Source organism: Pseudomonas sp. LY-1 (assembly GCF_053502595.1).
Map to the genome: position 1 here is coordinate 2272029 of NZ_CP094353.1, position 12669 is coordinate 2284697.

General features: G+C 62.3%; 9 protein-coding genes. 3 read left to right on the forward strand and 6 right to left on the reverse strand.

The window, feature by feature from the left end; translation table 11 throughout:
• The first annotated feature begins 66 nt into the window (after positions 1–66).
• On the forward strand, positions 67–1113 hold the full coding sequence (locus tag MOQ67_RS10470) for an AraC family transcriptional regulator (RefSeq protein ID WP_126586555.1): 1047 nt from the start codon (positions 67–69) through the stop codon (positions 1111–1113).
• Position 1114: 1 nt separating this feature from the next.
• On the opposite strand, the gene MOQ67_RS10475 is transcribed toward MOQ67_RS10470, so the two are convergent.
• Positions 1115–2134, reverse strand: coding sequence for an AraC family transcriptional regulator (locus MOQ67_RS10475; protein WP_104903609.1), 1020 nt, complete (start codon positions 2132–2134; stop codon positions 1115–1117).
• A gap of 259 nt (positions 2135–2393) precedes the next feature.
• Here MOQ67_RS10475 and MOQ67_RS10480 point away from each other — a divergent pair, with 259 nt between their 5' ends.
• Complete coding sequence (locus tag MOQ67_RS10480) at positions 2394–4172, forward strand: acyl-CoA dehydrogenase (protein WP_448675922.1); 1779 nt, start codon at positions 2394–2396, stop codon at positions 4170–4172.
• Between the two features lie 43 nt (positions 4173–4215).
• Positions 4216–5721 carry an acetyl-CoA hydrolase/transferase family protein gene (locus tag MOQ67_RS10485; protein ID WP_017846821.1) on the forward strand — a complete coding sequence of 502 codons (1506 nt, stop codon included), beginning with the start codon at positions 4216–4218 and terminating at the stop codon, positions 5719–5721.
• A gap of 53 nt (positions 5722–5774) precedes the next feature.
• Here MOQ67_RS10485 and MOQ67_RS10490 read toward each other — a convergent pair whose 3' ends face one another.
• From MOQ67_RS10490 to MOQ67_RS10510, 5 genes are all read right to left on the reverse strand, one after another.
• Positions 5775–7514: a dipeptidase gene (locus MOQ67_RS10490; RefSeq protein WP_198718819.1), complete on the reverse strand. Its 1740-nt coding sequence runs from the start codon at positions 7512–7514 to the stop codon at positions 5775–5777.
• A gap of 184 nt (positions 7515–7698) precedes the next feature.
• Positions 7699–8916, reverse strand: a complete 1218-nt coding sequence (locus MOQ67_RS10495) for a phospholipase D-like domain-containing protein (protein WP_046384170.1) — start codon at positions 8914–8916, stop codon at positions 7699–7701.
• Between the two features lie 56 nt (positions 8917–8972).
• On the reverse strand, positions 8973–9620 hold the full coding sequence (locus MOQ67_RS10500; protein ID WP_102618137.1) for a MotA/TolQ/ExbB proton channel family protein: 648 nt from the start codon (positions 9618–9620) through the stop codon (positions 8973–8975).
• A gap of 17 nt (positions 9621–9637) precedes the next feature.
• Entirely contained in the window at positions 9638–11917 is a 2280-nt protein-coding gene (locus MOQ67_RS10505; RefSeq protein ID WP_198718818.1) for a TonB-dependent receptor, read from the reverse strand.
• 24 nt (positions 11918–11941) lie between these two features.
• The gene (locus tag MOQ67_RS10510; RefSeq protein WP_448675923.1) at positions 11942–12667 is read right to left on the reverse strand and encodes an energy transducer TonB family protein; all 726 of its coding nucleotides are present in this window, start codon (positions 12665–12667) and stop codon (positions 11942–11944) included.
• Between the last annotated feature and the right edge of the window lie 2 nt (positions 12668–12669).

Below are 12669 nucleotides of genomic sequence, written 5' to 3' on the forward strand. Positions count from 1 at the left end.
GGCCTATGCCGAAACCTGTCAGTTGTATTGGCGTTTCTTACCATGTGTCCGCTACAGGAACTCAGAATGATGCCCACCCGGGAAAAGGATTCGGTTGCCGTCTACTTCGTGCAGGTCATGATCCATGCGCTGCGCGATCAGCCCGAGCGGCTCGCCGCGGTGCTGTGCGAAGCGGGCATCGCGCCGGCGTTGCTGACCCAGCCCGAGGCCCGGGTGCCGGCCAGCGCGTTTGCGGCGTTATGGCTGATTCAGATTCGGGAGTTGAACGACGAGTTCTTCCGCCTGGACTCCCACGGCATGCCGCCGGGCAGTTTCGCCCTGATCTGCCGTGGCCTGATCCAGGAGCCGAACCTGGGCAAGGCGCTCACCCAGTGCCTGGCCAGTTTCGCCCTGTTCCTGCGCGATTTTCGCGGCAGCCTCAGCGTGCATGGCAAGCGCGCGGTACTCAGCCTGCAAGTCGGCGGCGGCGATGAGGACACCCGGCGTTACGGTGAGGAAACCTTCCTGGTGCTGATGATCAGCCTGCTGTGCTGGCTGGGCGGACGCCGTGTGCCCATCGATCGCGCCGACTTTCGCCATGTGCGTGCGCCGCTCAGCGACGATCAATTGCTGTGGGGCTACAACCTGACGTTTGGCGCGGCCCGCACCGAAATCGAGTTCGCCAGCAGCTACCTGCGTCTGGCCGTGGTGCAGGACCTGGCGTCGCTCAAGGTGTTTCTGCGCAGCGCGCCGCAATGGCTGGTGATCCGCTTTCGCAACCAGGACGGCATGGCGACCCAGGTCTACCAACGCCTGCGTGGCAGCCACTACAGCCAGTGGCCGGCGCTGGAGGATCTGGCCGTGGATTTGCACATGAGCCCCAGCACCTTGCGCCGCCGATTGGAGCGCGAAGGTTGCTCGTTTCAGGAGATCAAGGACGAAGTGCGCCGCAGCCTGGCGCTGGAACTGCTCTGCCAGACGCGCGCCAGCATCGGTGAAATCGCCGCGCAATGCGGTTTTCAGGAACCCAGCGCATTCCATCGCGCGTTCAAGAAGTGGACCGGCGAAAGCCCGGGGCGTTACCGCGAGCGGGTCCAGGGCAAAGTGTCGCGGCCTGCGCGCCTGGACGCCTGAGTCATTTTCGGTTGAGCGCCGCGTCGCGGTAAGTCCTGGGTAACTCGCCGGTCCATTGGCGAAAGGCCCGGGTGAACGCCGAAGGGTCCGAGAAACCCAGCTGTTGCGAGGTCTGGTTGATCGACATCGACGTCTGGCTCAAGTAATGAATGGCCATGTCGCGGCGTACCCCGTCCTTGAGTTTCTGGAACTTGCTGCCTTCGGCCAGCAGCTTGCGCCGCAGTGTTCTTTCCGTCAGGTGCAGCTCACTGGCGGTGCTTTGGATGGTGGCCTTGGCGAGATCGCCGACGTTCTCCAGGTGGTCCAGCACCCGTCGCGTGTAAACCGGGTAATAGGCGGGGCGGGTGAACCAGTCCACCGGTGCGCGCTGCAGGTGGTAGGCCAGGGTTTCCGCGGTTTGTACCAGCGGCGCGGTGAGCATTCGGGCGTCGAACACCAGGCAGGTCTCGGGTTGGTCAAAATGCGTGGGGCACGGAAACATCAAGCGGTATTCCGCTGAATGGGCAGGCTCGGGATGGTCGAACGTCACCCGCTTGAGCGTGATCCGCTGGCCGATCAGCCAACTGGGGAAACGATGCCAGAGCAAGAGTAAAAAACCCCTCAACAGGTAACCGGGGTCCAGGCTCGGGTCGCTCAAGGTCATGGAAAACATGGCCTCATCACCGACGACTTTCAGTTCCAGGTGCAGGGAGTCGTTCATCACGTTGTAGAAATGGCTGAGCTTGTAATACACCGAATGCAGGTTGTGCGAGTGGATCACTTGCTTGGCCATTATCGCGAAGCAGCCCTTCGGGCAGCGCTGTGAACCTGCGCCGAAAAACTCATCATCACTCAAGCGCCACACGGCCTGCATCAAGCGACTGAACTGGTCGGGGGTGATGCGCAGGTGCAGGTTGTCCAGGCGCTTGCGGCTGATGCCGGCTTCCTTGAGCAGTACCTCTTCGTCCAGCGCGAGGCGGCGCGCAGCCGTCATCAGGATGTGGGCGAAGTACATGGAGATGGAATAACGCTCGATGCCCATCGTTCAGGAGTCCGGCAGCAGGGGAGGTTAGTTTAGCCAAAAGTGACTGTCCGTTTATGTCTGTTTTTCGACTGATTTGGTAATTGCCACGCGGGGCTGGATCGGAGGAAGCTGAATAGAGCTTTGCGCTGCTGGCTTCGTCCCTGCTTGCTACCGACCCGGGTTTTTAAGGTAATGGCCGTTTTGGTCAATTACTCGGCATGGGGTAGCGGGCGAAGGGTGTAGCGGCCTGTCTAACGAGTGAATGAGGAAAGTAACAATGAGTGGTTATGCCCATCCGTACCGCGACACCGAATTCGTGCTGGAGGAACTGGTCGGATTTGAGCAGTTGTGCGCGAGCGCCCAGCTTCAGGATGTCAACAGCGAGTTGGTCAGCGCCATCTTGAGCGAGGCAGGCCGCTTGGGCTCCGGCGTGCTGGCGCCGCTCAACCGGGTCGGTGATACCCAAGGTACGCACCTGGGGGAACAGGGTGTGCAAGAGGCACCGGGTTTTGCCGAGGCGTATTGGCAATTCCAGGAAGGCGGCTGGCCCTCGTTGACCGCTGCGGAGCAACACGGCGGGCAGAACCTGCCGAACGTGATCGGCACGGCCGTCAATGAGATCTGGCACTCAGCCAATATGGCGTTCGCCTTGTGCCCCATGTTGACCCAGGGCGCCATCGAAGCCATCGCCCATCACGGCTCGGCCGAACTGCAAGGCGCCTACCTGGAAAAACTGGTGAGCGGCGAGTGGACCGGGACGATGAACCTGACCGAGCCGGATGCCGGCTCCGATCTGGCGGCCATCAAGAGCCGCGCCGTGCCCGAGGGCGACCACTATCTGATCACCGGGCAGAAGATTTTCATCACCTGGGGCGATCACCAGATGACCGACAACGTCGTGCATTTGGTCCTGGCACGCTTGCCGGATGCGCCGGCGGGCGTCAAAGGCATTTCTCTGTTCGTGGTGCCCAAGTTCCTGCTCGATGCCCAGGGCCAGCCGGGTGTGCGCAACCGCGTGCAGTGCATCTCCCTGGAACACAAACTGGGCATTCATGGCAGCCCGACCTGCGTGATGAATTTCGGCGATCCCGAAGGGGCCGTCGGTTATCTGCTTGGCGAGCCGCACATGGGCCTGGCCTGCATGTTCACCATGATGAACCACGCCCGCCAGAGTGTCGGCCTGCAGGGGCTGTCGATTGCCGAGCGCGCTTACCAGCAGGCCCGTCAATACGCCAAGGACCGTCTGCAGGGCACGCGCAAGGATGGCAGCCGTTTCTCGATCATCCACTTTCCCGATGTGCGCCGGATGCTGTTGCAGATGAAAGCGTCCATCGAAGCGATGCGCGCGTTGTCGCTGGTGGCCGCCGCTGAAGTCGACCGTGCCGCGCATGCGCCCACGCCGGAACTGGCGCGCCATCACCAGGGGCGGGTCGATGTGTTTACCCCGATCGTCAAAGGCTGGCTGACCGAACTGGCCCAGGAAGTCACCTCCCTCGGCGTGCAAATCCACGGCGGCATGGGCTTCATCGAAGAGACCGGCGCGGCGCAGCATTATCGCGATGCGCGCATCCTGACCATTTATGAAGGCACCACCGGCATTCAGGCGCTCGACCTGGTGGGGCGCAAGACCCTGCTGAACCAAGGCGCGTTACTGAACAGCCTGCTCGAGGAAATGGATGAAACCGTCGAGCAACTGCGTCACATCGATGCCCTCGACTATCAGGCCGTGGCACTGGCCGCTGCGCTCGGCGCCGGGCGCGAGGCCTTGTCGCGGTTACTCGACAACGCCAAGCACGATGCGGATTGGGCCGGCAGTGTCAGCGTCAACTTCCTGATGCTCTTCGGCTACCTGTCGGGCGGCTGGCTCATGGCGCGTTCTGCCCTGCAGGCGCATGCGCAGTTGGAAGCCGGCACGGGCGATGCGGCCTTCCTCAAGGCCAAGGGCGTCAGCGCACGCTTCTACGCGGAGCAATTGTTGCCGCGGGTACACGCATTGTTGGCGGCGGTCAGCGCTGGGAGCGCGAGCATCATGGCGTTGGATGAAGAACAGTTCTGACAGCGCGTTGGTTTTTGTGCCTAACTTTTTTGAGGTTCACCCCATGCATCACCAGCGCATCCGCCTGGATTCCTTGCACGAAAAAATCATGAGCGCGGCGCAGGCCGCCGCGTTCATTCAAGACGGCATGACCGTGGGCATGAGTGGTTTCGGTGGCGCAGGGGACGCCAAGGCCGTGCCGCTGGCGCTCATCGAACGAGCGCGGCAGGATCCGCTCAAGATCAACCTGATCACCGGCGCGAGCCTCGGTCGTGGCCTGGATGGGCAGATGGCCGAGGCCGGGCTGCTGGCGCGGCGCATGCCGTTTCAAGGCGACCCGGTGCTGCGCAAGGCGATCAACGAAGGCCGTGTGGTGTTTATCGACCAGCACCTGAGCGAAGTGGTCGAACAACTGCGTGACGGCAGCCTGCCCAATCCGGATATTGCGGTGATTGAAGCGGTGGCGATCACTGAGCAGGGCCATATCGTGCCGACGTCTTCGGTCGGCAATTCGGCCAGTTTCGCCCAGACGGCACGGCAGGTCATCGTTGAGCTGAACCTGGCCAGCAGCCCCTATTTCGAAGGGATGCACGATATTTTCCTGCCCCACGGGCGCCCTGGCCGCGGGCCGATTCCGGTCATCCGCGCGGATGATCGCATCGGCACCCAGGCCATCGAAATTGACCCTGCCAAGATCGTCGCCATCGTGCTCTGCGACACGCCGGAATCTGCGATTCCGATGCTGCCGCCCGATCATGAAACCCAGGCGATTGCCGACCATCTGGTGGCTTTTTTCGAACAGGAAGTGGAGCACAAACGCTTGGGCAGAAGCCTGGCGCCGTTGCAGGTCGGCGTCGGCTCCATTGCCAACGCCGTCATGTGCGGGCTGATCGATGCGCCGTTCACCGACCTGGTGCAGTACTCGGAGGTGTTGCAGGATTCGACCTTCGAGTTGCTCGACGCGGGCAAGCTGAAGTTTGCCTCCGGCTGTTCGATTACCTTGTCCGGCCCCTGCGGCCAGCGGGTGTTCGGCAACCTGGGAAAATACGCCGACCGCCTGGTGTTGCGGCCCCAGGAAATCTCCAATCACCCGGAAGTGATTCGACGCTTAGGCGTGATTGCCATCAACACCGCGCTGGAGTTCGACCTGTACGGAAACGTCAATTCCACCCACGTTTGTGGCACGCAGATCATGAATGGCATCGGCGGTTCGGGAGACTTCGCCCGCAATGCGCTGCTGTCGATTTTCGTGACCAAGTCGATCGCCAAGGACGGTGCGATTTCCCGCGTGGTGCCGATGGTCAGCCATGTCGACCACACCGAGCACGACGTCGATATCCTGGTGACTGAGCAAGGGCTGGCCGACCTGCGCGGCCTGGCGCCGAAAGAACGGGCCGAGTTGATCATCAACCACTGCGTACACCCGGATTATCGCGAGGCGTTGCGCAGCTACTTCAAGGCCGCGTGCGCCAAAGGTGGGCATACGCCGCATGTGTTGAGCAAGGCCTTGAGCTGGCACATCAACCTGCAGGAAACCGGTTCGATGCAGGCGGCCGCCGTCAGCGTCTAGGGTGTCTGCGCCAACTGAAAAAAGCCCGCCATTGCGGCGGGCTCCTGCCGCATTCAGAGCTGCGGTAACTGACCGACCCGCGCCATCATTTCGGTGACGATCTGCAGGTCGAGGAGGAACTGTTCGACCGTCTTGAACTCATTGTCGGTGTGCCCGGTGTACTTCTCTTCCGGGCGTGCCAGGCCGAACTGCACGCCGTTGGGCAGTTCATGCACGGAGGTGGCGCCGGCCGAGGTGCCGAACGCGTGTTTCATGCCCAGGTTTTCCGTGGCCACCGCCAACAAGGCCTTGACCCACTCACCTTCCGGGTTGCGGTACATCGGTTCGGCGATCGAGTAGGTGAAGTTCACGTTGACCTTGGTTTTCTTGTCCCAGGCGCTGAGCTTGTCGGCAATTTGCGCTTTGAGTTTCTCCGGCGACTGACCCTTGGGCACGCGCAGGTTCACCGCCAGCTTGAAGCTCTTGTCATCGAGGTCGACAAACGTCAGCGAGGTGGTCAGCGGGCCCATGAAGTCATCGGCGAAGCCCACGCCCAATTTGCCGCCCAGGTAATCCAGGCCCCAATTGTCGGCGGCATAACGCGCCGCGTCGGTGATGTGGTTGTGCTTGAGGGCGATCTTGCCATCGACGCTGTGGATCAGCTCCAGCATGCGCGCGACCGGGTTCACCCCGGATTCCGGTTCGGACGAATGCGCCGAGACCCCGGTGACCGTCAACTGCACCTGTTTGCCGACCACCTTGGCGCTCACCTGGAAGTCACCGCCATTGCGCTCGGCGTATTGCGTACCGGCCTCTTGCAGGCTGGCCGCCAACTCGGCGGGTTTGTCGCTGAGCAACGTGGCGACCGACGCCGAGGGAATCTGGTTGGTGGCCTTGCCGCCGGTCATGGCAATGATCTCTGCGCCTTTGCCTTCGCCTGTGCGGCGTGGGAAGGTGGCCATGATCGTGCCGTAGCCTTTTTCGGCAATGACCACCGGGTAGCCGCCATCCAGCGCCAGGTTGTACGGCGGCGTCGGGTTGCGTTCGAAGTAATAGGGGATCGCGTCGCCGGAGGTTTCCTCGGTGGTGTCCACCAGCAGCTTGAACGTGCGCGCCAGCGGCAGCTTTTCTTCCTTGATCACCTTCATGGCGTACATCGCCACCACGATGCCATTTTTGTCGTCTTCAGTCCCGCGACCGTACATGCGGTCGCCAATCAGCGTGACCTTGAACGGATCGAGCCGGGTGCCATCTTTCAACACCCAGTTTTCCGGCGTCACCGGCACCACATCCGCATGCGCATGGATGCCCACCACTTCATCGCCGCTGCCTTCCAGGGAGATTTCGTACACGCGGTTATCGATGTTACGGAAGTTCAGGTTGAAGGATTTCGCCAGGCCCTGCAGCTTGTCGGCGATCTTGAGGAATTGCGGGTTTTTGTACTGCGGCACGCCGTCGACGTTGAACGTCGGAATTTCCACCAGCTCGCGCAGGGTCTCGGTGGCGGCCTTGGCGTATTTCAGCCGCGCATAAATGCCCAGCAGGCGATTGATTTCGTTCTGTTGCTCGGCGCTCAGGGGTTTGTGCTCGAGAAAGGCGCTGATCGCCGGCCCCGTATCGCTGGTTTTGCCCAGCTCGCCCTGAGCCAGGGTGCCGAGGAAACTGTTGAAGTCAGTGATCGAGGTTGCGCTGAAGTCCTTCAGAATCGCCGTGCTCTGCTGTGGGGTGATGTTGGCGAAAGCCGGGCTGACGAGGGTCGAAAGGCTCGCGGCGAACACGCTGGCGGCAGCCAATTGCTTGAGTGGAAAGTACATGGCGGGACGCATTCCTTTGCTGGTAGTGAGTGGGAGATTTCTGATCATTAAGTCAGAAATATTTCCACACACTACCACCACAGGGACTGAGAATGGCAGACCTTGGCGTAGGAAATTTCTCAGTCAAACGCCCCCGCGTCGGAGTGTACATCCCTGTGCGCGCGGGCGTTGAATCGTGTTCAGGTCAAGGTTGGCCAGGGTGGGGCGCAGGGTAATCGGCCGTTACGTCCAGTGCTTTGGCGTAGGGCCCATCCCACAACTGCTCGTGCAATTGGCCTATACGCTTGGCCATCGCTTCGCTGCGCATGACCACCTCCAGGTTGCGCGAATTATCCAGATAACCGCCCAGCCAATTGCTGGTGCCGACCCAGGCCACTTGCCCGTCGATCTCCAGGGTCTTGCTGTGGATCACCCGTGCGTAGGGGATAAACCCTTGCTTGGCCTGGGGCAGGGTGACGATCTTGATCTGCACGTTGGGCAGCACTGCGAGGCTTTTCAAATAGGGCAGTTCCAGCGCATCGGTGTTCCAGTTGGACACCATCAGCTTGATCGACACCCCGCGTGCGGCGGCGGCACGCACCGCGTTGTCGATCACCGCATAGTAGGGCCGGGTTTTATCCGGGCCGTAGGACAGCGGCGCGTAGTCCAGCAGTTGCACGCGCACTTCGTGCTTGGCTTCGCCGAGCAGGCGCGGCAGTTCGAGTTGGGAGTCGCCCACCCCGGGCGGGTTGTAGCGTTGCGGGCTAGCCACCAGGTAATTGCCGCTGCGCGCAGGCGCCTGGCCGGCCATCGGCAGCGGCACCGGGCTGTGTGCGCTCAGCGCCGCCTGGGCTTGCCAGTCCTGATCGAAAATCGCCTGGACCTGGCCGACTACCGTAGCGTCGGTGATGCGCAGCCCGGTTTCGTGGATATGTTCCAGGGACCGCCAGTCGAAATTCTGGCTGCCGACAAACGCCTGCTGCCCATCCACCACCATGTATTTGGCGTGGATGATGCCGCCACTCAGTTGCGCGTAGGGCAGCACGCGCAAGGTCAGGTTGGGAATCGCGCGCAGGCGTTCCAGGGTGGAGGCTTCTGATAGGCGAATGCCTTTTTCCTCCAGCAGGAAACGAATTTTCACGCCACGTTTACCGGCGGCTTCCAGGCGCTCGATCACCCGCTCCAGTACCGAGCCTGGATGGTCGGCGGCATAAAACTGGCCGATGTCGATCGTGCTTTTGGCGCCGTCGAACAGCTCGATCCATACCGGGCCCGGCTGGCGTAGATCGGCGCTCGCCAGGTCGGTGTCCAGCGGCACGGTGTGTACCAGTTCAAACCCCGGAATTGAAAAGTCCGCCTGGGCCAGCGGACTGAGCAGCAAGCCGGCGAGGCCGGCGATACGGCATTTCATCGATAGGGACATAGGCATCTCGTCAGGGAAAAAGACAGGGCGGGCGCCTCACGCGCCCGCCCTGACAGTCATGCCGTGCGGCTTTGCAACGAGGCGGGCACCAGGTGCGGCACTTCGCCCTGCACGCGGGCCCCGGTGGCAGCGCGGATCAGCAGGATCTTCAACTGATCGTTGATGCGTTCCAGGCTGTCCTGGAAGAAGTTGTGGAACACCACGCAGAACAGCGCGATGGCGATCCCCAGGCCCGTCGCGAACAACGCGGTGCCGATACCGCCGGAAATCTGCCCAGGGTCGGACACCCCCGCGCTGGCCAACGCCTTGAAGGTGTCGATGATGCCGAGGATGGTGCCGAGCAAGCCCAGCAACGGCGCGGCGGTGGTGATGGTTTCGATGATCCACAGGCTGCGGGCCAGCGGGGCGCGGGTGGTCAGGTACTGGGTTTCGATCACATCGTCCAGGTCCTTGCGCGAACCCTGCGAGGCTTTCTGTGCCAGCACCGGCATCACCATGTTCAGCGGCAGGCTGTCGCGGCGGCTCAGGCTTTCCGGCAGGTCACGTTCGCTGTGTACGTGGGCGCCCAGCACCTCGGTCAAGGCACGGGCCTGGCGGCGCACATAGGCGAAGTAAATACCGCGCTCGATGGCGATGAAGATGGCGATGGCCATCGCGGCGTACATCACATAGAAGGTGATGTCGTGGAGCAGGTTCATGTCCATGTTCGATTACCTCGCAGTTAGAAATTGGCTTCCAGGGACACCGTCACGGTGCGTTCCAGGCCGACGATGTAGGCCGGGTCGCCGTCGCGGAAACCGCTGTAGCTGGCCGCGTTGGTCTTGGTGGTGTACACGCCGTCCAGGTACTTCTTGTCGAACAGGTTGTCGACGTTCAGGCGCAGGGTTGCGTCCTTCACCACTTTCTTGTCCACCGGCAGGTAGATACCGGCGCCGGCGTTGAACACGGTGCGGCCGGAGATGGCTTCGTCGTTGGTCAGGTCGCCATAGAGCTTGCTGGTGTATTTGCCGCCGAAGGTGCCGTAGAAGCGCCCGTCGTCATACCCGATGTTGGCGGCCAGCATGTTTTTCGGCACGTTGGCGAACTGCTTGCCGCTGGTGGGCAACAGGATGGCTTTGCCCGCGTTGTACACGGTCAAGTCGTCCTGTTGCTCGGCCTTGGTATAGGTGTAGGAGGTGTAGTAGTTGAAGTGGTGGGGCAGCAGGCCGCTCCATTCCAGCTCCAGGCCGCTGTTGTTGACCGATCCGGCGTTGATGTCGGCGAAGTCGCCGTTGATGTCCTTGGACGAAACCTGGCGATCCTTGAACTGCATGTAGAACAAGGTGGCGGCCACGGTCATGTCGTCGCCGGTGAAGCGCCAGCCCAACTCATGGTTCCAGCTGGTTTCCGGCTTGGAGTTGATCGAGTCCACGCCCTTGTCGTACAGCACGTAGTTCTGCGGGATACGCATGTTGCGCGACAGGCTGTAGAACAACTGGTCGCGTTCGTCGAGCTGGTACTTGAGGCCGGCGTTGGGCAGCAGCTTGTTGTAGGTCTGGTGACGTTTTTCCGGCTGCTCGGTGAGGCTGCCGTTGTTGGTGCCGTCGCGCTTGACGTTCATGTAGGCCAGGCCGGCCACCAGGGTCCAGTCCGGGTTGATGTACCAGGTGTCCTGAGCCCAGACTTTCTGCGCCGGCGTGATGGTGAAGCGGTCGCGACCCTGCACGGTGTTGCCGTTCGCATCGACCACGGAAGTGCCGTCCGGCCAGGTGTCGGTAGGCTTGCCGTTGCTCTTGAGTGCGATGAACGGTTGGGTCTGGCTTTGGCGCGCGCGCTCGTACCAGTAGCCGAATTGCAGGCTGTGATCGCCCAGGTCCCAGTTCAGTTTGGTGGTAATGCCGGGGCGCCAGGTCTGGGTGCGGGAGGGGCGGTAGTACACGCCGGTGGTGGAGGAGCCGTCGGCATTGTATTGAGCGGCGGTGGGCAAGTTGCCCAGGTCGAAGACGCCGCCTGCGTTCGAGCCGCGGTTCAGCGCGTAGCTCGACGAACCGACGCCGCTGCCGTTACCCCAGTAGTAATACGGGATCACCGACAGGGCCAGGTTGTCGGCCAGTTTGAACTGGGTATTGAGTACGCCGGTAAAGGTCTGGAACGGGTTCTGCGCGAGGGCGTAGTAGCTGTTGAGCTTGCCGTTGCTGCCGACCGTCGGTGTGGCGGGGTAGGGGTCGAACTTGCGGCCGTTCTGCTGGAACTGCGATTTGGTCAGTTGGCTGTAGCTGTTGTTGTCCTGCTCGTGGTACTTGAGGATCAGGTTGGCGGTGTTGCCGTTGCCGGCGTCGAAGAAGCTGTTCCACTCGACCTTGTCCGCACGCACGGCGCCCGAGCCGCGCCACATCTGCCCTTCGGTATGGGACGCCGACAGCCAGTTGCTCAGGCCGTTGACCTCGCCGGTGTTGAGCCGGGCAAAGGTCTTGCGGGTGGCGTTGCTGCCGATGGTCTGTTTGACGAAGGCCCCGGTTTCCTTGGTGGGGCGAATGGTCACGATACCGATGTTGCCGCCGCTGGAACCGATGTGCGGGCCGTCGGCCTCCGACGAGCCTTGGGTGACGAAAATCTGGTCGATGTTTTCCGGGTCGCCCAACAGGTTGGAGTACAGCGCGTAGTTGCCGGAGTCGTTGATCGGCATGCCGTCCACCGACATCCCCACCTGGTCGGAGTTAAGCCCGCGCATGGTGAAGCGAAAGCCCGACAGGCCGGTGGCATCTTCGCTGGAGATGTTCAGGCCCGGGGTGTACTTGAGCTTGTCGATGGCGTTGCCGGTGGCGGTTTGTTTATCCAGCGCTTCCTTGGTTATCGTGGAGCGCCCCTTGATGCTTTCTTCCTGCACCATGTAGCCGCCACCGGCAGTGGCCTTGCCCTGTACGCCGATGGTGCCGACGTCGCTGTCGCCGGTGTCGGCCATGACCATGCCATGCCCCATGCTCGCGGCAACGAGTGCCAGATGAATCCGTGTGAACCTCATCAGTGTCATCCTAGTGTCGGGTGCTTATTGCACGCTGTAGTTGAAGGTGGCAGTGAAGCGCTGCTCGTTGCGCCCCCCGAAGGCTTGCTCGGGGAACGGCTTGACCTGCTTGATACGCCGCAGGCTGTTGGCGGCGGCCCGGTTGAGCAACATGCTCGAGGCCGGGGTCTGCACGCCGGAGTCGAGTACCCGACCCTGGCGGTCCACCAGCAGCCAGACCACCACGTCGCCACTTGGGCGTTCGAGGGAGGCCTGGCGTCCTGTGGGGTATTGCTTGTAAGTGTCCAGCTCGTTACGCAAACCCTTGAGGTAACCGCCCTCCAGGGCCTGGCCGTCGACCTTGGGCGGTGCGGGCGGGGCCGGAGTCGGCGCAGCCTGGGCGACCGCCGCAGGCGCGGGTTTGGCCGCCACCGGGGGCGGCGGCGGCGTGGGTTTGGCGACCACGGGCTTGGGCACCGGCTTGGGCTTGGGTTCAGGTTTCGGCAACGGCTTGGGCGGTGGCGGGGGCGGTGGTGGAGGGGCCGGCTCGGCCTCTTCGTCCTCGATCACCGGCGGTGGCGGTGTTTGTTCCACCACGGGTGGCGGCACCACCTCGGGCTCCGGCTCGACCAATGCCAACTCGACCGCCGACTCGTCGTACACCGGCTCGACCTTCAACGTCTGGGACTGGATACCCAGTGCAATCAGCACCAGGGCGATCAGGGCCGGGACACTTCCCAGCAGCCGACGCGCGCGAAACAGGACGTACATGA